General features: G+C 53.8%; 27 protein-coding genes and 2 pseudogenes. 17 read left to right on the forward strand and 12 right to left on the reverse strand.

Annotated elements, in window-relative coordinates:
• Positions 1-375 precede the first annotated feature (375 nt).
• Both bfr (BG910_RS09950) and bfr (BG910_RS09955) read left to right on the forward strand, forming a co-directional pair.
• A complete protein-coding gene (gene bfr / locus BG910_RS09950; RefSeq protein ID WP_089036697.1) occupies positions 376-840 on the forward strand; it encodes a bacterioferritin in 465 nt (154 codons plus the stop codon).
• A 21-nt stretch (positions 841-861) separates the two neighbouring features.
• Positions 862-1335: a bacterioferritin gene (bfr, locus tag BG910_RS09955; RefSeq protein WP_089036698.1), complete on the forward strand. Its 474-nt coding sequence runs from the start codon at positions 862-864 to the stop codon at positions 1333-1335.
• Positions 1336-1589: 254 nt separating this feature from the next.
• Here bfr (BG910_RS09955) and BG910_RS09960 read toward each other — a convergent pair.
• A pseudogene (locus tag BG910_RS09960) lies at positions 1590-1772 on the reverse strand (helix-turn-helix domain-containing protein); the annotation flags it as partial.
• Positions 1773-1813: 41 nt separating this feature from the next.
• On the opposite strand from BG910_RS09960, the pseudogene dndC reads away from it, so the two are divergent.
• From dndC to BG910_RS12905, 8 genes and pseudogenes are all read left to right on the forward strand, one after another.
• A pseudogene (gene dndC, locus BG910_RS09965) lies at positions 1814-2964 on the forward strand (DNA phosphorothioation system sulfurtransferase DndC).
• Complete coding sequence (locus BG910_RS09970) at positions 2877-3113, forward strand: DNA modification system-associated small protein (RefSeq protein ID WP_089036700.1); 237 nt, start codon at positions 2877-2879, stop codon at positions 3111-3113. Before dndC ends, BG910_RS09970 begins: the two are co-directional and overlap by 88 nt.
• 2 nt (positions 3114-3115) lie before the next feature.
• Positions 3116-4321: an AAA family ATPase gene (locus tag BG910_RS12880; RefSeq protein ID WP_232462196.1), complete on the forward strand. Its 1206-nt coding sequence runs from the start codon at positions 3116-3118 to the stop codon at positions 4319-4321.
• Between the two features lie 64 nt (positions 4322-4385).
• Positions 4386-5168: a hypothetical protein gene (locus BG910_RS12885; RefSeq protein ID WP_232462197.1), complete on the forward strand. Its 783-nt coding sequence runs from the start codon at positions 4386-4388 to the stop codon at positions 5166-5168.
• A gap of 29 nt (positions 5169-5197) precedes the next feature.
• The gene (locus BG910_RS12890) at positions 5198-5413 is read left to right on the forward strand and encodes a hypothetical protein (protein WP_199720995.1); all 216 of its coding nucleotides are present in this window, start codon (positions 5198-5200) and stop codon (positions 5411-5413) included.
• Positions 5410-5676: a hypothetical protein gene (locus BG910_RS12895; RefSeq protein ID WP_232462198.1), complete on the forward strand. Its 267-nt coding sequence runs from the start codon at positions 5410-5412 to the stop codon at positions 5674-5676. Before BG910_RS12890 ends, BG910_RS12895 begins: the two co-directional genes overlap by 4 nt.
• Positions 5673-6512, forward strand: coding sequence for an FtsK/SpoIIIE domain-containing protein (locus BG910_RS12900; protein ID WP_123805176.1), 840 nt, complete (start codon positions 5673-5675; stop codon positions 6510-6512). Before BG910_RS12895 ends, BG910_RS12900 begins: the two co-directional genes overlap by 4 nt.
• A gap of 27 nt (positions 6513-6539) precedes the next feature.
• Positions 6540-6785 carry a hypothetical protein gene (locus BG910_RS12905; protein ID WP_123805177.1) on the forward strand — a complete coding sequence of 82 codons (246 nt, stop codon included), beginning with the start codon at positions 6540-6542 and terminating at the stop codon, positions 6783-6785.
• Between the two features lie 73 nt (positions 6786-6858).
• Here the strand turns inward: BG910_RS12905 and BG910_RS09985 are convergent, their stop codons facing one another.
• Both BG910_RS09985 and grxD read right to left on the reverse strand, forming a co-directional pair.
• Complete coding sequence (locus tag BG910_RS09985) at positions 6859-8766, reverse strand: ATP-binding cassette domain-containing protein (protein WP_089036701.1); 1908 nt, start codon at positions 8764-8766, stop codon at positions 6859-6861.
• 138 nt (positions 8767-8904) lie between these two features.
• Positions 8905-9213 carry a Grx4 family monothiol glutaredoxin gene (grxD, locus tag BG910_RS09990; protein WP_089036702.1) on the reverse strand — a complete coding sequence of 103 codons (309 nt, stop codon included), beginning with the start codon at positions 9211-9213 and terminating at the stop codon, positions 8905-8907.
• 171 nt (positions 9214-9384) lie between these two features.
• On the opposite strand from grxD, the gene recO reads away from it, so the two are divergent.
• From recO to BG910_RS10020, 7 genes are all read left to right on the forward strand, one after another.
• A complete protein-coding gene (recO, locus tag BG910_RS09995; protein WP_089036703.1) occupies positions 9385-10125 on the forward strand; it encodes a DNA repair protein RecO in 741 nt (246 codons plus the stop codon).
• A gap of 44 nt (positions 10126-10169) precedes the next feature.
• Positions 10170-10898: a pyridoxine 5'-phosphate synthase gene (gene pdxJ, locus BG910_RS10000; protein WP_089036704.1), complete on the forward strand. Its 729-nt coding sequence runs from the start codon at positions 10170-10172 to the stop codon at positions 10896-10898.
• 363 nt (positions 10899-11261) lie between these two features.
• On the forward strand, positions 11262-11639 hold the full coding sequence (gene acpS, locus BG910_RS10005) for a holo-ACP synthase (RefSeq protein ID WP_089036705.1): 378 nt from the start codon (positions 11262-11264) through the stop codon (positions 11637-11639).
• Positions 11640-11935: 296 nt separating this feature from the next.
• Entirely contained in the window at positions 11936-12739 is an 804-nt protein-coding gene (locus tag BG910_RS10010) for an NUDIX domain-containing protein (RefSeq protein WP_089036706.1), read from the forward strand.
• A 3-nt stretch (positions 12740-12742) separates the two neighbouring features.
• Positions 12743-13168: a hypothetical protein gene (locus BG910_RS10015; RefSeq protein WP_089036707.1), complete on the forward strand. Its 426-nt coding sequence runs from the start codon at positions 12743-12745 to the stop codon at positions 13166-13168.
• A gap of 24 nt (positions 13169-13192) precedes the next feature.
• Positions 13193-13318: a hypothetical protein gene (locus tag BG910_RS13045; RefSeq protein ID WP_267897786.1), complete on the forward strand. Its 126-nt coding sequence runs from the start codon at positions 13193-13195 to the stop codon at positions 13316-13318.
• A gap of 565 nt (positions 13319-13883) precedes the next feature.
• The gene (locus BG910_RS10020; RefSeq protein ID WP_089036708.1) at positions 13884-15023 is read left to right on the forward strand and encodes a THUMP domain-containing class I SAM-dependent RNA methyltransferase; all 1140 of its coding nucleotides are present in this window, start codon (positions 13884-13886) and stop codon (positions 15021-15023) included.
• Positions 15024-15093: 70 nt separating this feature from the next.
• On the opposite strand, the gene BG910_RS10025 is transcribed toward BG910_RS10020, so the two are convergent.
• The 9 genes from BG910_RS10025 to leuC all read right to left on the reverse strand — a co-directional run bounded on the left by BG910_RS10025 (position 15094) and on the right by leuC (position 21320).
• On the reverse strand, positions 15094-16053 hold the full coding sequence (locus BG910_RS10025) for a TraB/GumN family protein (RefSeq protein ID WP_089036709.1): 960 nt from the start codon (positions 16051-16053) through the stop codon (positions 15094-15096).
• Between the two features lie 99 nt (positions 16054-16152).
• The gene (gene leuB, locus BG910_RS10030; protein WP_089036710.1) at positions 16153-17223 is read right to left on the reverse strand and encodes a 3-isopropylmalate dehydrogenase; all 1071 of its coding nucleotides are present in this window, start codon (positions 17221-17223) and stop codon (positions 16153-16155) included.
• Between the two features lie 83 nt (positions 17224-17306).
• Positions 17307-17768 (reverse strand): YhcH/YjgK/YiaL family protein, encoded by a 462-nt coding sequence (locus BG910_RS10035; protein WP_089036711.1) that lies wholly within the window; start codon positions 17766-17768, stop codon positions 17307-17309.
• Positions 17769-17828: 60 nt separating this feature from the next.
• Positions 17829-18470, reverse strand: coding sequence for a 3-isopropylmalate dehydratase small subunit (leuD, locus tag BG910_RS10040; RefSeq protein ID WP_089036712.1), 642 nt, complete (start codon positions 18468-18470; stop codon positions 17829-17831).
• A gap of 92 nt (positions 18471-18562) precedes the next feature.
• A complete protein-coding gene (locus BG910_RS10045) occupies positions 18563-18700 on the reverse strand; it encodes a lipoprotein (protein WP_089036713.1) in 138 nt (45 codons plus the stop codon).
• 104 nt (positions 18701-18804) lie between these two features.
• The gene (locus BG910_RS12420; RefSeq protein ID WP_157694072.1) at positions 18805-18969 is read right to left on the reverse strand and encodes a hypothetical protein; all 165 of its coding nucleotides are present in this window, start codon (positions 18967-18969) and stop codon (positions 18805-18807) included.
• Positions 18926-19132, reverse strand: coding sequence for a hypothetical protein (locus BG910_RS10050; RefSeq protein WP_089036714.1), 207 nt, complete (start codon positions 19130-19132; stop codon positions 18926-18928). Before BG910_RS10050 ends, BG910_RS12420 begins: the two co-directional genes overlap by 44 nt.
• 319 nt (positions 19133-19451) lie before the next feature.
• A complete protein-coding gene (locus BG910_RS10055; RefSeq protein WP_089036715.1) occupies positions 19452-19673 on the reverse strand; it encodes a lipoprotein in 222 nt (73 codons plus the stop codon).
• A 240-nt stretch (positions 19674-19913) separates the two neighbouring features.
• Positions 19914-21320: a 3-isopropylmalate dehydratase large subunit gene (gene leuC / locus BG910_RS10060; protein ID WP_089036716.1), complete on the reverse strand. Its 1407-nt coding sequence runs from the start codon at positions 21318-21320 to the stop codon at positions 19914-19916.
• Between the last annotated feature and the right edge of the window lie 93 nt (positions 21321-21413).

Below are 21413 nucleotides of genomic sequence, written 5' to 3' on the forward strand. Positions count from 1 at the left end.
AGTTTCAAAAATTTGATATTGTATCACGATACAGCGTATCTGTTTGTCGGGAAAACGGTTTTTCAGACGGCCTTCGAGGCGGTTTTTTTTAAACAGGTATTTGAATCATTAATAAATTGATTTCATGAGGGTGGAACAAGTGTTTGAAAAATGCAATAGTTAAACTGAGTAAATATTTATTATCAATGCAAGAAATTCCTAATTCCAATTGCAATAAAAAATCAGGCAAAACAGCGAGTTAGATTTTCCAGATGGTCTGGATGACAGTGGATATTTTTGATAATTGTTTGTATTTTAAAAGGAAAATTTGTCTGAAGTTTATATCTTGAATACAATGGCTGCATCAAATCACACGACAAAGAAAGCGAAAATATCATGCAAGGCAATCAAGCAGTTTTAGATTACATGAACGAATTACTGGCCGGCGAACTGGCTGCCCGCGACCAATATTTCATTCATTCACGTCTTTATTCCGAATGGGGTTACAGCAAACTTTTCGAGCGCCTGAACCACGAAATAGAAGAAGAAACCCAACATGCCGAAGACTTCATCCGCCGTATCCTGATGCTGGGCGGCAAACCGAAAATGACCCCCGCCGCGCTGAATATCGGCACCGACGTCATTTCCTGCCTGAAAGCCGACTTGGCCACTGAATACCATGTTCGCGACGCGCTGAAAAAAGGCATCAAATTGTGTGAAGACGCGCAAGACTACGTCACCCGCGATTTGATGATCAACCAGCTTAAAGACACCGAAGAAGACCACGCCCACTGGCTCGAACAGCAGTTGCGCCTGATCGAACTCGTCGGCGAAGGCAACTACTACCAAAGCCAAATGTAATCCGGGCCGAAAGGAAACAACATGAAAGGCGACCGCGACGTTATCCGCGAGCTTAATAAAAACTTAGGCCTGCTGTTAGTCACCATCAACCAATACTTCCTGCATGCCCGCATCCTGAAAAACTGGGGCTTGGAAGAGCTCGGCGAACATTTCTACAAACAGTCCATCGTCGAAATGAAAGCCGCCGATACCCTGATTGAGCGCATCCTCTTGCTGGAAGGACTGCCCAACCTGCAAGAATTGGGCAAACTCCTCATCGGCGAGCGTGCTGAAGAAATCATTGCCTGCGATTTGACCAAAGAGCAGGAAAAACACAGCGCGCTGGCAGCCGCCATCAAACTGTGCGAAGAAAAACAGGATTATGTCAGCCGCGATTTGTTGGAAAAACAGAAAGATACCAACGAAGAGCATATCGACTGGCTCGAAACCCAGCAGGAGTTGATCGAAAAAACCGGTCTGCAAAACTACCTGCAAACCGGGGCGCAAGAGGACTAAAACACAAACCACTGCCAAATACAGCAGTTCTCTGCAAAACTAAAAACGGCGTATCCGTAAGGATACGCCGTTTTTTTTGGGGGGGGGGAGGGGACGCAACGCGATAATTTTTCCAACCACAAGGCCGTCTGAAACATATCGTTTTCAGACGGCCTTAATCAATGTGGCGGAACCAAATCATGCGGGCGTTCGCAGGATTCCATAACCTCCCGCAATACCTCAAGCGGATTCCATTCTAAAGCCGCGCAATATTACCAAAACTCAAATACATCCAAACGGCGGTCGCCTGTTTCCACTTTTCCGATAAAAGAATGCACTACGCCCAAACGCTCTGCCAGCGCACGCTGGGACAAACCCAACTCCAGTCTGCGCTGGATAAAGCGGTGCCGAAGCAGGCTGTGCTCGGCAGAGTGGACGGAAAGGCGCAGGTTTCTCATTGCACCGATTTTAGGTGCAAATAAAGAAAACTGACAGAAAAATGACCGCCATTCCGATACTTAGAGAAATTCCGACAGACGCAATCTACCGTGCCGTCATCGACGAATATTTAAGCCAAGAACAAGCCTATCCGTGGATAGTTACCTTTTCAGGCGGCAAAGACAGCACTTTAGTCGCACACTTGGTTTTTGAGGCATTGCTCGAACTTCCGCCCTCATTGCGCCAACGTCGGATTTATTTTGTTTCCGACGATACGTTGGTCGAAAGCCCGCTGGTTGTGCAACATATGCGTAACACTCTGGAAAAAATTCTTAATGCTGCCGAAATCTACAAGCTGCCCGTCAGCGGCGAAGTGATTACGCCGAAATTGGGAGAAACATTTTGGACGTTGCTGATTGGCAAGGGCTATCCCTCACCCAACCGTAATATGCGCTGGTGTACCGACCGCCTGAAAATCCAGCCGACCAGCCAGTTTATCCTGCAAAAAGCCGCAGAAAACGGCGCCGCAATCATCGTTTTGGGTGTTCGTAAAGATGAATCTTCCACACGAAAAGCCAGTATTGAAAGCCATCAAAATATCGAAAATTCCAACCTCACACCGCACGGCAGCCTTGCCAATGCCTTTGTTTACCGGCCGATTGTCGATTTGACGACTGACGAAGTATGGGAATTTCTCGCGTCCAACAACCCGCCGTGGGGCGGTACTCATGACGGTTTAATCAGGCTTTACCGTGAGGCGGCCGGCGGAGAGTGTCCGATTGTTTTGTCGCAGGACGAAGCTCCCGGCTGCGGTACGAATTCCAACCGTTTCGGCTGTTGGACGTGTACTGTCGTCAATAAAGACAAAAGTCTTCAGGGTTTTCGATGTCGGCAAAACCGAATACCAACCTTTAATCGAATTCCGCGACTGGCTGGTGGAAATCCGCAATATGCCCGCAGGTAGAGAGGCGAAACGGTACGGTAACGATTAAACAGGGCAAGCATATTCCGGGGCCGTTTACCGTTGAGGCACGGCAGATGATTTTACAAAGGCTGTTGGATGTTCAGACGGCCTATAGAAGCGAATTGATTTCTCAGGAAGAAATCGAACTTATCAAACAGATTTGGGCGCAAGACCTTATTCAGACTTACACAAGGAAAAACGTATCAGCGATTTGCTGCTGTGGAACGATCAGGAGGCTAAAAGATTGATGGAGGAAATTGCTGCCGAACACGGTGTGGCGGTTGATGCCATAGCCGAACTTGTTGCATGGGAGCGCGGGCAACAGGAAAAGATGAGCCGACGCGGGATGACGGAGGTTTTTGATGAGGTATTTGATAACAAACAATATTGGAAATAAAAATGTGGATTCATTCAATCAAATTACGGAATTTTAAGTCTTACGACCATGCCGAATTCAGCTTTCCCCAGCCGGAAGACGGACGCAATATCGTTTTGGTCGGTGCGCAAAACGGCCATGGAAAAACCACTTTGCTCGAGGCTGTATATCTCTGCTTGTACGACAAAGATGCCATCAGCCATTTGCAGCGTGCGGGGTTGAATACGCAGAAAAACAACTATCCCGAATTTTTAAAATCTGCGCGGCATCATGAAGCGGAACTCAAATACGGCCAATATGATATGGGTTTGGAAATCGAAATCCGCCAGAATTACCGCGGTGCAGCACACGGATTACGCATCAAGCGGACATGGCATTTCGACAGCCGGCGCAATCCGATAGCAGGAGAAAAAGGTCATTCGCTTCGCGCGGAAATTCTGAAAAGCGGATTGTACGAACCGGTCAAAGGCGAAGAAATCAACCAGTACATCAATGCGTTTGCCCTGCCTTTCGATTACGCGCCTTTTTTCTTTTTTGATGGCGAAAAAATCGTTCAGACGGCACAGCAAAGCGGAACGGGCTTTTGGCTCAAAGCGGCGTTAAAGGGCTTGCTGGGCGTGACCTTATTGGAAAAACTGCGGGTAAGTTTAAAAGACTACCGCAATAAATGCATCTCAGAGAATGCGACGCAGAAGATTATTGATGAATTAAATATCGCAGAAAAAAAGCTGCAATCAGCTGAAGCAACTTTGCAGGTATTTAGAGAGGAACTGGTCGATGCGCAGGAAAAATGGCAGCAGAAAGCAGAGGAACGCGAACGCCTGATTCAGCAGCTTGGTGGTGGGAGCGATATTCGTACATCGGATGATTTGCTTCGCCAGCGTGAAAAGCTGGAGAAGGAAATGGCGGAATTTGAAAATAAAGTCAAAGCCGCCGTTAAAGCCATGCCTTTGGCGTTTTTACCCCGAGAAAGTTTAAAAGCCCTGCAACATCAGTTGGAACAGGAGAAAAACCGACTGAACCATGAGGCAGGTAAAAATCAGATTGCCGAAAAAGTGGATGATTTTTGGAATGCATTTGTCGACAGCGACAAAGTCAAACAGGCATTGGGCACAACGGCCGATATGATTTTAAACCAGCCTTTGATGAAAGAGGCGGTAAAAGACTGTTGGGAGGATTTGTTTTATCCGCTGCCGCCTGAATGTGCCGACAAAATCGAACATAATTGAACATAATTATCTGTCGGTTAATGCTCATGCTGAAATTCAAAACGAAATCGGCAGATTGCAGGGAATGCCGCAAGAGCAGCCCGGTACATTGCTGGCTGAAAATGATAAACACGAAGCGGAGCACAAACGGATTTCTGCGGAAATTGAAGCGTTGAAAGGTACCAATAAAGACGAATTGGTCGAACAGTTGAAAACGGCCAATGAGGAAACCGAAAAATACAAAGAGCGCGCAGGCCATCTGAAAAGCAATGTTATCCGACAGGAAAAAGAACACCAACGCTTGCAGAAAGAAGTTGAAGATTTACAGAATGCCATCAGTGACAGCAATCCGAAACTGTTGAAATCACGCAGGGCGGGAGAAGTAGATAAAGTCATCGTCCGGCTTACGGAAGAATTGCTGAAAAAGAAAGTCAACAAAGTCGGTGAGGCGGCAACCCGTATCAACCGTGCCATTGCGCACGACGACCGTATCGATAGAATCCGTGTGGAAACCGACGGGCACATGGGGCTTTTCGGGAAAGACGGTTATGAATCGCGCGTGGATTTATCGGCAGGCCAGATGCAGATTCTGATTATGTCGCTGGTGTCTGCGCCGGCGGAAGTAATCCGCTACCATGCCCCGTTTATCATCGATACCCCTCTGGCGCGTTTGGACGAAGGCCACAGGGGAGGTTTGTTCAAACATTGGTGTGGTTTGGAGCAGCAGGTTATTTTGTTGTCGCAGGACACGAAAATTACCGCCGAAGTGTATAAGCGCTTGGAACCGCATGTCTGCCGTACTTGTCTGGTTGAAGCGCAATCATTAAATAGCGCAGGTGCACGTTCGCGTGTTTCTGCCGATGTTTAGATGTTTATTTTGAATAGGGGGGAAAGATAATGTATCAAATAGATAACTCAAACGGCTGGGATACCGATTATTTCCATACGTTGATGGGTGAGAAGCGGATTGTTTCCAGCACGGAGGCAAAGAATATCCGCAACGAGTTAAGCAATGCAGGTGCGCTGCCGCCGCTGGACAATAACTTCGACGGGCAACACTCTGCATCGGCTATTGTTTTGCCAAAGGATTGGTCGGGTCTGCCGGTCAATTGATTCCCGCTCCTGATGCAAAAGGAACGGAAATTCCGTCTTCCCAAACCTGTTTTCAGGATTATTCGCGGCTGTGGCTGGTATTGCTGAGCGAAACCCTGTTCCGCCTGAATCCGGGAAAAGCCGTGACCAAAGACGACTTATATACTTTAATTCAATCGCTTTGGCATACCGGCGCAGTAAAATTGGCCGACAGTTGGGAACGCTGTAAAAACTTCAAAACTTCAAACCTGATTCGGATTTGGAGGCACGACAGGCATTTTTGAACGAACTGACCGAGTTGGCAGTTAAAAACGTAGGCTGTGCCGGCGTTTCAGACGGCATAGCTGCGGGTACAAACCAAGTTTCGGAAACAATAATTTCCCAACCCGAAATAGACCTAGGCCGTCTGAAAGATGCCTTCGAGCATTCGGGCATTCGTGTCAAAGAAATCGAATTCCTCGAGCACGGCCTGTGTTACGATTACTACCGCGTACAATTTAATGCCTATGCTGATTTGGAAAAACATCACGACCGTATCTGTTCCGAACTTGGCATGAATGCCGACAGCCTGCGTTCGGAAAACTACACCGGCGTTCCGAATTGCCGGAAAGTCAAAATCCTGCGCCCTGAAAACACTTGGAAAAAATACGGTAAAGCAGAATTTCAGACGGCCTTGCAATCATATAGCGGTAATTTTGTATTGCCAGTCTCTATCGGTGTCAGTGAAACCGGAGAAGCGCAGTTTGCCGACTTTGCTGACGCGCCTCATGCGATTGTTGCAGGTGAATCAGGTTCGGGGAAATCCGTCTTTGTCCGTGCTGCGTTGCATAGCCTGTGCCGTCTGAATTCCGCTGACCATCTTGAATTGATGATTCTCGACCCGAAACAGGTCGATTATCAGGGCGAGTTTGAACACTATCCTCACCTGTACAACGGCGCCGTTATTGCAGATACGTCAGAAATGCTTACGGCATTGGAAAAGTCGGTTGAAGAAATGGAATCGCGTTACAGCCTGATGGCCGAACACGGTGCCAAGAAAATTTCAGAACTGCCCGAGCATATCCGTCCGAAATACCGCATCATCATGGTGGAAGAACTGGCTGATTTACCGGATGAGTAGAAAGACGCAGAAACGCCGCTTGTCCGCTTGGCACAAAAAGCCCGCGCAGCAGGTATTTTCCTGCTTTTAGCTACCCAACGGCCTGATTCTAAAACTTTAAGCGGTCGCTTGAGAGACAATCTGCCGACCAAAATTGCATTTAAAGTCGGCAAATATCAATCTTCCAACATTATTCTCGGTGAGTCCGGAGCCGAAAAACTGCAAAAAGGCGGCGATCATTTGGTTCGTTGGAACGGCAGGGAAACGCAGTTCTTACACGGATATTTGGTTTAACTTCTGTTAAATACACAAGGCCGTCTGAAAAACATCATTTTCAGACGGCTTGTCTCCTTGCATCAACTTTTTCCTACCCGCCGTTCTGCTTCGCTTCCAGCATTTCCCAGCGTTCCAATTTTTCCAGCAGCAGCGTTTCGATTTCTTCCGCGCGCGTTTGCAGGGCGCCGGCTTTTTCGTAGTCTTTGAAGATTTCGGGGTTGGAGAGTCGGGTGTTCAGGTCGGACTGTTCGGCTTCGAGCGCGGCGATTTCGTCGGGGAGGGCGTCGAGTTCGCGCTGTTCTTTATAGGAGAGTTTGACGGTACGGTTGGCTTTGGGCTTGGCTTTTTCTTCGCTTGGGGCCGTCTGAATTTTCGGGGCGTTTTGCGCCTGTACGGCCTCTTCGCGTTTTTTGGCGTCGAGGTAGTCTTCGTAGCCGCCGATGTATTCTTTCAGACGGCCGTTTCCTTCAAAGACGATGCTTTGGGTGATGACGTTGTCGAGAAACATTCGGTCGTGGGAAACGAGGAACACGGTGCCTTGATAGTCGCGCAGGAGTTCTTCGAGCAATTCCTGCGTGTCGATGTCGAGGTCGTTGGTCGGTTCGTCGAGGATGAGGATGTTGGCGGGGCGCGTGAAGAGTTTGGCGAGCAGGAGGCGGTTGCGTTCGCCGCCGGAGAGGGAGGAAACGGGGCTTTGCGCGCGGGCGGGGTGGAAGAGGAAATCTTCCAAGTAGCTCATCACATGGCGTTTTTTGCCGCCGATTTCGACGTAGTCGTTGCCCTGGCCTAAGGTGTAGAACACGGTGTCGTTTTCGTTTAAGGCACTGCGGAATTGGTCGAAATAGGCCACTTCCTGTTTGCTGCCGATGCGGATGCGGCCGAATGTGGGCTGGAGTTCGCCCAAAATGAGTTTTAGAAATGTGGTTTTGCCGATGCCGTTGGGGCCGATGAGGCCGATTTTGTCGCCGCGCTGGATGACGGCGGAGAATTTGTCCATGATGGTTTTGTCGCCGTATTGGAACGAGGCGTGTTCCAGTTCGGCAATGATTTTGCCGCTTTTTTCGCCCGCGTCGAGTTTGAAGTTGACCTGCCCCTGCACGTTGCGGCGCTCGGCGCGCTGGCGGCGCAATTCTTCCAAACGGCGCACTCGGCCTTCGTTGCGGGTGCGGCGCGCTTCGATGCCTTTGCGTATCCACGCTTCTTCCTGCGCGTGGAATTTGTCGAACAGGCGGTTGTGTTCCGCTTCGACGGCCAGTTCCTGCGCTTTTTTCTCGCTGTATTTCGAGAACGAGCCGGGGTAGGAGCGCAGGATGCCGCGGTCGAGTTCGACGATGCGGCCGGCGACATTGTCGAGGAAACGGCGGTCGTGGGTAATCACGACCAGGCTGCCGTCAAACGCTTTGAGCAGGCTTTCCAACCAGATAATCGCGTCGATATCGAGGTGGTTGGTCGGCTCGTCGAGGAGCAATACATCGGGTTTCTGCACCCAAGCCTGCGCCAGCGCGACGCGCTTTTTCTGGCCGCCTGAAAGATTGGCGATGGTTTCGTTTTCGGGCAGGCCGAGTTCGCCTATGGTTTGTTTGACCGCCGCATCCAGCTTCCAGCCGTCTTGCGCTTCGATGGCGCTTTGCAGTTCGTTTAATTCTTTCAAAAGCGCCGTGTCGCTGCCGTTTTCCAAACGGTGGCTGACGGCGTGGTAGCGGGCGAGTAGCTTGGTCATTTCGCCCAATCCCTCGGCAACGGTTTCAAACACCGTGGCTTCGGGTTTGAAAAACGATTCCTGCGGCACATAAACCGTTTTCAAACCGTTTTGCATGATAATCTGCCCGTCGTCGAGCTTCTGCACGCCTGCCAGAATTTTTAAAAACGACGACTTGCCTGCGCCGTTGCGCCCGATCAGGCCGATTTTTTCGCCGCTGTCGAGTTGGAACGAGGTTTTGTCGAGCAGGGAAACGTGGCCGACGGCAAAGGAAGCGTTTTCAACGGATAAGATGTTCATGGGATTGGGATTTTAGTCGGAATGTGGAAAGGGCGTATTTTAACTGATTTTGCGGCGGGGATTGTATGAGAGCCGTCTGAAAAGGCTGTAAAAAGGCCGTCTGAAAATTCAGACGGCCTTTGCCGTTTGTCCGGCGGATCAGGCTTTCAGCAGGTCTTGCAGTTCGCCCGCTTCGTACATTTCCATCAGGATGTCGGAGCCGCCGACAAATTCGCCGTTGACGTAAAGCTGCGGAATGGTCGGCCAGTCGCTGTATTCTTTAATGCCCTGACGCACTTCGTCGTTTTCCAAAACATTGACGGTAACGTAATCGGTGCAGCCGGCGGCGTTCAGGATTTGAACGGCGCGGGAAGAGAAGCCGCACTGCGGGAATTGTTTGGTGCCTTTCATAAACAAAACAACGCGGTGGGTAGTAACGACTTCTTTGATTTGGTCTTGGATGCTCATGGATGTTCCTTGCAATTCGGTTTGGTAAAAATCTCCCGCTATTATACGCAAGTTACAGAAATTTAAAATGATTGTTTACCCCGCCGTCTGAAAAACAATTTCAGACGGCGGGGGCGCCCCAATCCCGGCGTAAACCGTTATAATTCCTGCATCGCCGCACCGAATCCGACCATGACCGCACACCGTATCAACCACCAACCCGTTTTCCTTCTCGCCGCGACGCCGTGGCGCGAGAGCAGCCTCAGGCTGGAGGTGTTCAGCCGCCGTTACGGGCGCGTGGCACTGCTGGCGCGGAGTGCGCGCAAGCGGCAGAGCGAGTTGCGCGGCGTGTTGGTGCCGTTTGTGCCCATGAGCGCGTCGTGGTACGGCTCGCAGGAACTCAAAACCCTGCACCGCGCCGAGTGGCTGGGCGGTTGGCCGCAACCGCAGGGGCGCGCGCTTTTCGGCGGGCTGTACGCCAACGAGCTGCTGCTCAAACTGACCGCGCGCGAAGACCCGCTGCCCGAACTGTATAGCTGTTTTGCCGAAACCATGCGGACGGTGTGCACCGAATCCAACCACATCGCCGCGCTGCGCCGTTTTGAATGGACGCTGCTCACCCAACTCGGCTACGCGCCCGATTTGCAGCACGACGCCCACGGCGCGCCCGTCGAAACCGCGCAAACCTACTGGCTCAGCCCCGAAGAGCCGCCGCTGCCGCTTGCGCAGGCGCAGGGGCTGACGCAGCAAAATGCGGGCGTTGCCGTCGGCGGCGCCGCGCTCGTCGGCCTGCGCGAAGGCTGTTTCGACAGCCCCGCCGCCTTGCAGGACGCGCTCAAAGCCACCCGCCTGCTGCTCGATTTCCGCCTGCCCGGGGGCATCAAATCACGGCAGGTTTTGCAACAGCTTCAGGCGTTTCAGACGGCCGTCTGAAAAAACGTTCACGCCTCAAAAACCAAACCCCGAAAGGATTTCCCATGCTTTTAGGTGTCAACATCGACCATGTCGCCACCCTGCGCAATGCGCGCGGCACGGCCTATCCCAGCCCCGTCGAAGCTGCGCTGACCGCCGAAACCCACGGTGCCGACCTGATTACCCTGCACCTGCGCGAAGACCGCCGCCACATCAAAGACGCCGACGTGTTTGCGGTGAAAAATGCCATTCGCACGCGGCTGAATCTGGAAATGGCGCTCACCGAAGAAATGCTCGAAAACGCGCTCAAAGTCATGCCCGAAGACGTGTGCATCGTGCCTGAAAAACGGCAGGAAGTGACTACCGAAGGCGGCCTCGACGTATTGGTGCAACAGGAAAAAACCGCGCAGTTCACCAAAATCCTGACCGACGCCGGCATCCGCGTTTCTCTGTTTATCGATGCCGACGAAGCGCAAATCAAAGCCGCACACGATGTCGGCGCGCCCGTTATCGAGCTGCACACCGGTGCCTACGCCGATGCGGCAACGCCTGAGGCGCAGCGCCGGCAACTTCAGCGCATAGAAAACGGCGCCCATTTCGCCACCGATTTGGGGCTGGTCGTCAACGCGGGGCACGGCCTGACCATCCACAACGTCACCCCCATCGCCCAAATCCTCGCCATCCGCGAGCTGAACATCGGCCATTCGCTGATTGCCCAATCGGTATTTTTGGGCTTGCCCGAAGCCGTGCGGCAGATGAAAGAAGCCATGTTCCGCGCAAGGCTGCTGCCTTGAGTTTCAGACGGCATGATTTGAGGGATTGGGAAGGTCGTCTGAAACGGAAGTTTTCCGCAACCGTATTTATCGCGCTGAAACTTTTACGGACGTCATTTTTGTGCAGCAACTGCCGTAGGTACGGTTAGCCGCCCCAAAGGCGGCGTAACCGTACGAACCCACGCAAGCCGCAGTGTCTGAGTGTGCAAACCTTCCGACCCGTTTTTCAGACGGCATCGGCGGTATTATTTAAGACAAACGGCGCGATGTACGGTTACGCTGCCTTTGGGCGGCTAAAACCGTACCTACCGTTGATTGGTTTTGCAGCAGCAATATTTTTTCAGACGGCCTCAACCGCCTGCACGCAAGCAAAGGAGAACTCCCATGATTTACGGAATCGGCACCGACCTCGTTTCGCTCAAACGCATCGTGCGCATGAACAGAAAATACGGCACCGCCTTTGCCGAGCGTATCCTCAGTCCCGAAGAGCTGCGCGAATTTCCGCAGGCGGGCAAGCCGACCAACTACCTTGCCAAACGTTTCGCCGCCAAAGAAGCCTTCGCCAAAGCCGTCGGCACGGGCATCCGCGGTGCGGTGGTGTTCCGCAACATCGGCATCGGTCACGATGCTTTGGGTCGTCCCGAGTTTTACTACGCCCCCGCGCTGCAAAACTGGCTGGACGAACAGGGCATCCGCCACGTCAGCCTGAGTATGAGCGACGAGGGCGACACGGTTTTGGCGTTTGCTGTGGCGGAAAAGTGAGGCCGTCTGAAATTTGGAAAACTGTTTTTCAGACGGCATGGAACGGTATGAAACTACCGTAGGTAAGGTTGGCCGCCCCAAGCGGCGTAACCGTACAAACGTACGCCAACCGAACTGTCTGAACCATAAACTTCCTGCCCCGTTTTTTTTTCAGACGGCATCGATCGACGGCAGATGTTTCCAAATCGTGTGTGGCGTACGGTTACGCCGCTTGGGGCGGCCAACCTTACCTACGGTAGCGGAAACCCGCAAAGGCCGTCTGAAAAAACACTCTTCTAAAAAACCGAAAGGCCCTCATGACCCAAGATACCCGCACTCTGATCCGCGTCGTTGCCGCCATCGTGTTAAACCGCGACGGCGAATTTCTGCTCAGTTCCCGCCCCGAGGGCAAGCCTTATGCGGGGTATTGGGAGTTTGCCGGCGGCAAGGTCGAGGCGGGGGAGACAGAGTTTGACGCACTCAAGCGCGAGCTGGCGGAGGAGTTGGGACTGGAAATCCGCCGTGCGACGCCGTGGCTGACGAAAATCCATTCTTACGAACACGCCCGCGTGCATCTGCGTTTTCTGCGCGTGGAAGCCGACGACTGGTCGGGCGAAATTCAGGCCAAAGAAGGGCAGAAATGGGCGTGGCAGAAGGCGGGGGATTTTACCGTGTCGCCGATGCTGCCCGCCAACAGCGCGCTGCTCGAAGCGCTGTCGGTTCCGCGCGCGCTGACAGGCCGTCTGAAAACGGGTTTGCACGGCGAAAACGGTGCGGGCGCATATTTTGTCGCACCGTATGAATCGGCCGAACCGCTGCATCGAAATGTGTTGATTAGCGAACCCGGACTGCGGCGGCTCGGCAAAATGCCCGATGCGCAAAGCGTTTGGGTAATCGTGGAAAACGCCGCGCAATGGCAGCGGATTCAGGATGCCGACGTCGGCGTCTGGCGCGTGGAAAGTGAGGCGGCAGCGGACGGGGCCGCGCAGGCGTTGGCTGCGGGCGTTTCCATACCGTTAGTGGTTTCCGCCACGACCGAACTCGCCGCCAAACACCGCCGCGCGTGGCTGGAAGCGGGCGCGCAAGCCGTAGTAATTGAAGATGAAACCGAGGCGGTCTGAAAAATGAACAAAAACCGAACCCTATTAATTGCCGCCGTTTTGCTGCTGATATTTGCCGCCGTGAAATTCGCGCTGTTTTTCTGGTGGCAAAACAGTCAACCCGCTGCGCAACAGGCCGTCTGCGACCTGCGGCAGGGCTGCATGCTGCCCGACGGCGTTTACGCCAAAGCCGACAGAAAAATCCCGACCAACGCGCCGTTTGACATCGAATTGCGCAACGTCCCCGCCGGCGTAAAAGAAGTCAGCGTCAGTTTTTCCATGAAAAACATGGACATGGGTTTCAACCGCTACGGCTTGGCCGACGAAGGCGGCGGCGTCTGGACCGCCCGCCAAATCCGCCTGCCCGTCTGCACCGAACAGCGCCGCGACTATCTGGCCGACATCCGCATCGGCGGCGTGGTTTTTCAGACGGCCTTTACGGCGGATTAATCAGTTTAAACAATGGGATAGACAATGAAAACGCTCAAATTTCTTTTTATCTGCCTCTTCTGCGCCGGCCTGACCGCCTGCGACAAAAAAGACGAATGTTTGGATTCGGGCGGTTCGTATCAGGCCGATACGCAGCGCTGCGAACATTGACCGGAGCTGGCGTCCAGACGGCCTGTCATTGTTTCTGCAAAACTGAAAGGCCGTCTGAAAAACGGCGGCTGCGGTGTTGTATAGTTGATTAAAATAAATGAGACAAGGCGGCAACGCCCGCGGTGTACGGATAGTACATAAGGGCGTTGGCAACGCCGTATCATTGCGATTTTAATCAACTATATTTGCTTTAGCCGGTGTATGCAGATTATGTGTATTGTGTGAAATGGAATTTAATTGTAAGAGATGAAAAGAAACCTTCTGCTTTTTTTTGAGTATTTTCATTTCTTGTCATCATAATGGGTTTGAAATATTCGTTTCCCGGTAGAGATATGTTTTATTGGCAGGTTGGGATAAGCCTGGCGGCCGGAATTGCCATTATCCGAATGTTTGACCGTTAGCTGATGAAGCGAAGAAAATACACCTCACATATAGAAATGACGCCGATACTTTTCAGACGGCTTTTCTGATTTTTGCAAGGTCTCAAGCCGTCTGAAAACCATTTCACAAACCCAAAAAATCCCGCGCGGAACGCCGTACGGCACGACCCTGAAAGGAAACTTAAATGTCTGTTTATTCACTTTTTATTACCTGCCCGCGCGGTTTGGAAGCGCCGCTTTCCGACGAGCTGGCCGCGCTCGGTTGTGCCGATATTGCCGCGTCCGACGGCGGCGTGGCGTGTAAGGCCGATATGGCGCGGGTTTACCGAATCAACCTGCATTCGCGCACGGCAAGCCGCGTTTTGCTGCGGCTGACGAAGGGCGGCTACCGCAACGAGGCGGATATTTACAGGCTGGCGAAAAACATCCGCTGGCCGGAATGGTTTGCGCCCGAGCAGACGTTTAAGGTCAAGGTCGAGGGCAAACGCGCGCAGGTGAAAAGTCTGGATTTTGTCGGTTTGAAAATCAAAGATGCGCTGTGTGATGCGTTTCGCGAGCGTTTCGACAAACGCCCGAATGTGGATAAAAACCGCCCCGACGTGCGCGTCCACGCGTTTCTCGGCGGGCGCGAGGTGCAGATTTTTATCGACACTTCGGGCGAGGCGCTGTTCAAACGCGGCTACCGCCAGGATACGGGTGAGGCGCCGCTGCGCGAAAATCTGGCGGCAGGGCTGCTGCTTTTGGCGGGGTATGACGGTTCGCAGCCGTTTCAGGATCCGTTTTGCGGCAGCGGCACGATTGTGATCGAAGCCGCGCAGATTGCGGCAAACCGCGCGCCGGGGCTGTTGCGCCGTTTCGGTTTTGAAAAATTGAAAAACTTTGATAAAGCGCTGTGGGTCAAAATCCGCGAAGCGGCCAAAGCGCAAATCCGCCGCTCCACCGCGCCGCTTGCGGGCAGCGACAATGACCGCTGCATGATACGTGCGGCGGAGGCCAATGCCGAAGCGGCGGAAGTGGCGGATTTCATCGAATGGCGGGTGTGCGACGCACAGGACGCGCGCCCGAACGGCAGCGGCGGCATCATGATTTCCAACCCGCCCTACGGCGTGCGGCTGGCGGAAGTGCAGGCGCTTCAGGCGCTCTATCCGCAACTCGGAAGCTGGCTCAAACAGCATTACGCCGGCTGGAAATCGGGCATGTTTACCGGCGACCGCGAGATGCCGAAACTGATGCGGCTGGCGCCGAAACGCAAAATTCCGCTGTTCAACGGTAATTTGGACTGCCGGCTGTTTCTGATCGATATGGTGGCGGGTTCGAACCGCTGAGGCCGTCTGAAAAATAAAAAGGCCGTCTGAAAATGTTCAGACGGCCTTTTTATTTTTCAGACGGCATTCCTTATTTCTCATTTTGCGGCTTCATCATCACGGGGGTCACGGTATAACCCATGCGGCGCAGGCTTTCTATCATGCCGGTTTCGCCGAAGAGGTGGAGGGTGCCGACGGCGGCCAGCGTGGGGGCTTGCGGGAGGATTTTTTCCAGCTTGTGCTGCCATTTGCGGTTGCGCGCTTCAAGCAGGGTGCCGGTGTACCATTTCCAGACGGTTTCGCGGTCTTGTTCGGCGGTGAAACGCATGGCTTTTTCTTTGTTTAAAGCGTTTGCCGTGAGCTTGCGGATGCGGCCTTGTTGGTAGTTGGTAAACATTTCAAGCTGGTCTTTTTGGATGCCGTCGTGGTGGGCGATGAAGGAATCGGTGCTGCGCAAGACGACGTCGTTCGGCAGCAGAGTGAAGTAGTTGATGGATTCGGGCAGGGTTTCCAGCGGAACGACGGCGGCGTCGGCGGCTTTGTTTTGCAGGAGCAGCATTTCGGTGCCGGCTTCAACGCTGTATCCGTCGGGCAGGTAGGTGGTTTCAATCAGCATGTTAAACGCCCACGGGCGCAGAGCATCGGTTTCGGCGACGGGCACGGGGATGTTTTTCTGCTTCAGGACGGCGGCGACGGCTTGGTAGCGTTTGCTGCCCAGGCTTTTGGAAAGCGGGATCCGGTTTTGCGTGTCGTACATCATCATCGCCATCTGCTGAACTTCGGGATCGGCGGGGTTTTGCGCTTTTCTCAGATCGGTTTCCAAGACGAGCTGTTTCGACTGCTTCAGCGCGTCGCTGACTTCAGACGGCAGGATGCTGCCGTTTCGGTTGATGTGGATGGTGCCCAAAAGATAGGCGTCGGGCGCCCCTTTTTTGACGGCTTTCCATAAAGCGGTGTCGGCTTCTTTGGGGGAGGGCTGTCCGGCAGGGGCGGAGCAGGCGGCCATAAGCAGGCTTGAGGCGGCGATTAGGGCGGTGAGGAGTTGTTTCATTGGTGTCCTTTGAGGTGTGTAGGTATGGGTAGGCCGTCTGAATTTCCGCAATCGGCTGCGGAAATGTTCAGACGGCCTGTCTTTATCGGCTAAACGGGTTTACAAAGCCGCCAATACGGCATCGCCCATTTCGGAACAGGACACCGGTTTCGTGCCTTCTTCGTAAATATCGGCGGTGCGCAGGCCCTGCTCCAATACTTTCTGCACGGCGTTTTCGATTTGGCGCGCACGGGCTTCGTCGTTCAGGCTGTAACGCACCAGCATGGCGAGGGAGAGGATGGTGGCCAGCGGGTTGGCTTTGTTTTGTCCGGCGATGTCGGGTGCGGAGCCGTGGGAGGGTTCGTAGAGGCCTTTGTTGTTTTCATCAAGCGAGGCGGAGGGCAGCATGCCGATGGAACCCGTCAACATCGATGCTTGGTCGGAGAGGATGTCGCCGAAGATGTTGCCGGTGGCGATGACGTCAAACTGCTTGGGCGCGCGCACGAGCTGCATGGCGGCGTTGTCCACATACATATGGCTCAATTCGACGTCGGGATACTGTTTGCCCACTTCGTCGAAAATTTCGCGCCACAGCTCGGTGGTCTCCAAAACATTGGCCTTGCCGACCGAGCAGACTTTTTTGCTGCGTTTCTGCGCGGCTTGGAAGGCAACATGGGCGATGCGGCGGATTTCGCTTTCGCTGTATTTCATGGTGTTGAAGCCTTCGCGCTCGCCGTTTTCCAGCGTGCGGATGCCGCGCGGTTCGCCGAAGTAGATGTCGCCCGTCAGCTCGCGAACAATCAGAATATCCAAACCAGCAACGACTTCGGGCTTGAGCGTGGAGGCGTTGGCCAATTCTTTATACAAAATGGCGGGGCGCAGATTGGCGAACAGGTTCAAATCCTTACGAATCGCCAACAGGCCGCGTTCGGGGCGCAGAGGGCGGTCGAGCTTGTCGTATTGCGGCGAACCGACCGCGCCGAGCAAAACGGCATCGGCTTTGCGGCAGAGGTTTTGGGTGAATTCGGGATAGGGCGAACCGTAGGCATCATAGGCTTCGCCGCCCAAAGGCGCATATTCGTAGGCAGCGTCGAGGCCGTCTGAAATCAGTTTGTCGAGCACGCGTACGGCTTGGGCAACGATTTCGGGGCCGATGCCGTCGCCGCGTAAGATGGCGATTTGTTTGGTCATTTTGGGTTTCCTTTGCAGTTGGAAAGGTTGGGTGAAACGTTTTTTCAGACGGCCTGAACGATAGTAATGCCGCCTGAAAATATTCAAAGGCGGTGTCCTGCTGCGCGGATTTTAAACACGGCTTTGCGTATGGTTGCTGCGCTGCCGACCAACGGAGCATGGGCGTCGTCGGGGAAAAACAGGGCGAATTCGCCGGGATGTAATTCGAACCAGGTTTCGCAGCCGCAGTCGAAAAATTCGATGTCGCGTTTTTCATCGTAGCCCAAGCCGTTTTCCAAGTGGCTTCTGTCTGCCCAGCCGTAGGCTTCCGCGCCGCTGAGGGGCACTTGGATATCGATGTGTTTCAGATGCGCTTCGGGCTTGGCGGCTTCGCGGGCGCGCATGGGTTCGCGGCCGATGAAGAGGCGGATGTTGGGGTTGCCGGTTTCGATTCGGCCGTCGGGCAGGGCGGCGAAATCCAGCGTTTGCAGCAGGCGGACGGCATCGGCGAAATCGGGATGCAGGAGGGCGTAGCGGCCGGCGTTGGCGATGGTGTCGGTAATCATGGCGGGCGATGAAAAAGGCCGTCTGAAAATGTTCGGAGGGTTTTCAGACGGCCTGCGGTTTTATGCATTAAACAGCCACGGCTGGCTTTGGCGGCGTTGCGCTTCGAAGGCTTTAATGTCGTCGGCATGTTGCAGGGTGAGGCCGATTTCGTCGAGGCCGTTGAGCAGGCAGTGTTTGCGGTGTTCGGTGATGTCGAATTTGAACACTTCGCCGCTCGGGGTGGTGAGGCTCTGTTTTTCAAGGTCGATGGAAAGCTGATAGCCTTCGCTGGCTTCGACTTCTTTGAAGAGTTTGTCAACCTGTTCTTCGGTCAGAACAATGGGCAGCAGGCCGTTTTTGTAGCAGTTGTTGAAGAAGATGTCGGCAAACGAGGGGGCGATGACGGCGCGGAAGCCGTAGTCGTCGAGCGCCCACGGGGCGTGTTCGCGGGAGGAGCCGCAGCCGAAGTTTTTGCGCGTAAGCAGGATTTGCGCGCCCTGGTAGCGGGGCCGGTTGAGTGAAAAATCGGGATTGAGCGGACGTTTGCTGTTGTCCATGCCGGGTTCGCCGTGGTCGAGGTAGCGCCATTCGTCGAAGGCGTTGGGGCCGAAACCGGAGCGTTTGATGGATTTGAGAAACTGTTTGGGGATGATGGCGTCGGTATCGACGTTGGCGCGGTCGAGCGGGGCGACGAGCGCGGTGAGTTGGGTAAAGGCTTTCATGGTTCCGGCCTGATGCTGTTGGAAAGGAGGGTTTTGCCGTACCCCCGTTTTTTAAAACGGGTTAAAAAACGGGGGTGTTTGCGGCTTTGGAATTAATAGGATTTTGCACTTTCGGCTTTGTTGCTCATGGCGTCGGCGGCGGCGCTGACGTCTCTGCCCATGCCTGAAATGGTGTTGCAGGCGGAAAGCAGGGTCATGGCGGTCAAAGCGATCAATGCGAATTTTTTCATGTTTTAAGCTCCTTTCGTTGATGGTACGGCTGCGGCGGGGCAATCCCTGCTGCAACCGTATGGCTTAATGATAGTCAGAGTTGGCGGAAATGACAAATATTGCGCTACGGACGGTAGGCCGTGCCGTTTGAAAGGTTTTCAGACGGCATGGGTTTGCTTACAAACTGCACGCTTGGGTAAACGTGCCTGTCTGAAACGCCGGTTTCTGCGCGTTCTGCGGCGTTTTTACAGGCGGTTGCGGATGCTGTCGATGCGGTCGCCGATTTCATGGCCTTTGCGTTTGATGCCGTCTCCGGCTTTGTCCAAACCGTGTTCGATGCGCTCGCCGGCGCGGTCGGTGTTACGGTCGGTGTCCATTCTGAGGCCGTCCATGGTGTCGCTGCAGGCGGTCAGGATGAGGGCGGTGGCAACGGTGATGAGGATGTGTTTCATGATTTGTATTCCTTAAAACAAAACGGGGTAATCACAAGCATTGGGTTCGTTTGCGCGGATTTTGTTCCGCGTTGCATCATGCCGTCTGAAAATCCGGTTGCTGAGCGTAGTCGAATCATTCAGACGGCATGGTATTTATGGTTTTGTTTTATAGTGAAATAAAATAAAAAAAGATACAAGGCGGCAAGGCGAAGACAGTACGGGTAGTACGGGACAGATGAACTTGGCGCTCAGCGCCTTAGTGAATCGTCCTCTTCGAGCTCAGCCGCAGCCAACGAACCGGATTCGGTTTCAGACGGCTTGTAACAGCACAAACTGCTTACTCGGTGGCGTTTTGCAGTCGTTCTCCGGCATTGGTAATGCTGCGGCCAACAGCATTGCCGCCGCGTTTGACGGCTTCTGCAGCTTTGTCGAGGCCGTGTTCAATGCCCGATTCGGCACGTTCGGCATGATAACCGGCATCTTCTTTTGCACCGTGCCAAGTGTTGGCGCAGGCAGCCAGAGCCAAGGCGAGCAGGGCAGGGATAATGATTTTTTTCATGGTCGGATTCCTTATTAAGGTTAAACGGGGACGCAGTTGAATTTGAAACTGCTGCGGTACGGCATCTGCCAGCCGCTGATACGGCCGCAGCACTATCAGACCATTATCCGCTTGGGTTGGTTCCCGCTTCTGTTTTGTCATGCAGACTTGCTGCAAAGGCCGTCTGAAAATCCGGTTGCCGGGCAACGTCGAAGTACTTGTGCCGAGCGTAGTCGAAACATTCAGACGGCATGGTTTTATTTACAAACTGCGCACGTCGGTAAAGTGTCCGGCCACGGCGGCGGCGGCGGCCATTGCGGGGCTGACCAGATGGGTGCGCCCGCCGTTGCCCTGACGGCCTTCGAAGTTGCGGTTGGACGTGGACGCGCAGCGCTCCTGCGGGGCGAGGCGGTCGGCGTTCATGGCAAGGCACATGGAGCAGCCGGGTTCGCGCCATTCGAAGCCTGCTTCGGTGAAGATTTTGTCCAAGCCTTCGCGCTCGGCTTGTTCTTTCACCAAGCCCGAGCCGGGTACGACCAGCACGCGGTTGACGTTGGCGGCTTTCAGACGGCCTTTGGCGACGGCGGCGGCTTCGCGCAAGTCCTCGATGCGGCTGTTGGTGCACGAGCCGATGAATACCACGTCCACGGGGATTTCGTTCAAAGGCGTACCGGCCTGCAAACCCATGTATTCCAAGGCTCTTTCCATACCGCTGCGTTTGACGGGGTCGGTTTCGTCGGCAGGGTTCGGCACTTTGCCGTCCACACCCAAGACCATTTCGGGCGACGTCCCCCAAGTTACCTGCGGCTCGATGTCTTCGGCTTTGAAGCAGTAAACCTTGTCGAACTGCGCGCCTTCGTCGGAAACCAGCGTGCGCCAGTAGGCTACGGCTTTGTCCCAGTTTTCGCCTTTGGGTGCGAGCGGTTTGTCCTTCACATAGTTGATCGTGGTTTGGTCAACCGCAACGATGCCCGAACGTGCGCCGGCTTCAATGGCCATGTTGCACAGGGTCATTCGGCCTTCCATCGACAGGCTGCGGATGGCTTCGCCGCCGAATTCGATGGCATAGCCCGTACCGCCCGCCGTACCGATTTGGCCGATAATATATAAAGCCACATCTTTGGCGGTTACGCCTTTTTTCAGACGGCCTTCCACTGCAATCAGCATGGATTTGGACTTTTTGGCGGTAATGCATTGGGTCGCCATGGTGTGTTCGACTTCGGACGTACCGATTCCGTGCGCCAACGCGCCGAACGCGCCGTGGGTGGAGGTATGCGAATCGCCGCAGACCACGGTCATGCCGGGCAGCGTCGCGCCCTGTTCGGGACCCATGACATGAACGATGCCTTGGCCTTTGTCCATAAACGGAAAATAGGCCAGCGCGCCGAATTCTTTGATGTTTTTGTCCAAAGTATCGACCTGCAGCTTGGAAATCGGATCTTGGATGCCTTTATCCCAGTTGTCGGTGGGGGTGTTGTGGTCGGCAGTGGAGACGACGCTGTCGATGCGCCAAAGTTTGCGGCCGGCCATTTTTAAGCCTTCAAAGGCTTGCGGGCTGGTCACTTCGTGTACCAGATGGCGGTCGATGTAGAGCAGAACCGTGCCGTCTTCTTCTTCGCGGACGATGTGGCTGTTCCAGAGTTTGTCGTAGAGGGTTTGCGGGTTCATGATGTTTTTCAGATTTATAAAATAGCGGTTAACGGTCGGATATTAGTCCGATTGGTTGGAGAATGCAACAAGATTTGTCCAATTTTTTGATTG

This window comes from Neisseria chenwenguii, assembly GCF_002216145.1.
Taxonomy (GTDB): domain Bacteria; phylum Pseudomonadota; class Gammaproteobacteria; order Burkholderiales; family Neisseriaceae; genus Neisseria; species Neisseria chenwenguii.

What these genes read in the sequence shown, in the direction of transcription:
- bfr (WP_089036697.1), top strand. Translation starts at nt 376, where the DNA reads ATGCAAGGCAATCAAGCAGTTTTAGATTACATGAACGAATTACTGGCC.
- bfr (WP_089036698.1), top strand. Translation starts at nt 862, where the DNA reads ATGAAAGGCGACCGCGACGTTATCCGCGAGCTTAATAAAAACTTAGGC.
- BG910_RS12880 (WP_232462196.1), top strand. Translation starts at nt 3,116, where the DNA reads ATGTGGATTCATTCAATCAAATTACGGAATTTTAAGTCTTACGACCAT.
- BG910_RS12885 (WP_232462197.1), top strand. Translation starts at nt 4,386, where the DNA reads ATGCCGCAAGAGCAGCCCGGTACATTGCTGGCTGAAAATGATAAACAC.
- BG910_RS12890 (WP_199720995.1), top strand. Translation starts at nt 5,198, where the DNA reads ATGTATCAAATAGATAACTCAAACGGCTGGGATACCGATTATTTCCAT.
- BG910_RS09985 (WP_089036701.1), bottom strand. Translation starts at nt 8,766, where the DNA reads ATGAACATCTTATCCGTTGAAAACGCTTCCTTTGCCGTCGGCCACGTT.
- grxD (WP_089036702.1), bottom strand. Translation starts at nt 9,213, where the DNA reads ATGAGCATCCAAGACCAAATCAAAGAAGTCGTTACTACCCACCGCGTT.
- recO (WP_089036703.1), top strand. Translation starts at nt 9,385, where the DNA reads ATGACCGCACACCGTATCAACCACCAACCCGTTTTCCTTCTCGCCGCG.
- pdxJ (WP_089036704.1), top strand. Translation starts at nt 10,170, where the DNA reads ATGCTTTTAGGTGTCAACATCGACCATGTCGCCACCCTGCGCAATGCG.
- acpS (WP_089036705.1), top strand. Translation starts at nt 11,262, where the DNA reads ATGATTTACGGAATCGGCACCGACCTCGTTTCGCTCAAACGCATCGTG.
- BG910_RS10010 (WP_089036706.1), top strand. Translation starts at nt 11,936, where the DNA reads ATGACCCAAGATACCCGCACTCTGATCCGCGTCGTTGCCGCCATCGTG.
- BG910_RS10015 (WP_089036707.1), top strand. Translation starts at nt 12,743, where the DNA reads ATGAACAAAAACCGAACCCTATTAATTGCCGCCGTTTTGCTGCTGATA.
- BG910_RS13045 (WP_267897786.1), top strand. Translation starts at nt 13,193, where the DNA reads ATGAAAACGCTCAAATTTCTTTTTATCTGCCTCTTCTGCGCCGGCCTG.
- BG910_RS10020 (WP_089036708.1), top strand. Translation starts at nt 13,884, where the DNA reads ATGTCTGTTTATTCACTTTTTATTACCTGCCCGCGCGGTTTGGAAGCG.
- BG910_RS10025 (WP_089036709.1), bottom strand. Translation starts at nt 16,053, where the DNA reads ATGAAACAACTCCTCACCGCCCTAATCGCCGCCTCAAGCCTGCTTATG.
- leuB (WP_089036710.1), bottom strand. Translation starts at nt 17,223, where the DNA reads ATGACCAAACAAATCGCCATCTTACGCGGCGACGGCATCGGCCCCGAA.
- BG910_RS10035 (WP_089036711.1), bottom strand. Translation starts at nt 17,768, where the DNA reads ATGATTACCGACACCATCGCCAACGCCGGCCGCTACGCCCTCCTGCAT.
- leuD (WP_089036712.1), bottom strand. Translation starts at nt 18,470, where the DNA reads ATGAAAGCCTTTACCCAACTCACCGCGCTCGTCGCCCCGCTCGACCGC.
- BG910_RS10045 (WP_089036713.1), bottom strand. Translation starts at nt 18,700, where the DNA reads ATGAAAAAATTCGCATTGATCGCTTTGACCGCCATGACCCTGCTTTCC.
- BG910_RS12420 (WP_157694072.1), bottom strand. Translation starts at nt 18,969, where the DNA reads ATGAAATCGGCGACCGCATCGACAGCATCCGCAACCGCCTGTAAAAAC.
- BG910_RS10050 (WP_089036714.1), bottom strand. Translation starts at nt 19,132, where the DNA reads ATGAAACACATCCTCATCACCGTTGCCACCGCCCTCATCCTGACCGCC.
- BG910_RS10055 (WP_089036715.1), bottom strand. Translation starts at nt 19,673, where the DNA reads ATGAAAAAAATCATTATCCCTGCCCTGCTCGCCTTGGCTCTGGCTGCC.
- leuC (WP_089036716.1), bottom strand. Translation starts at nt 21,320, where the DNA reads ATGAACCCGCAAACCCTCTACGACAAACTCTGGAACAGCCACATCGTC.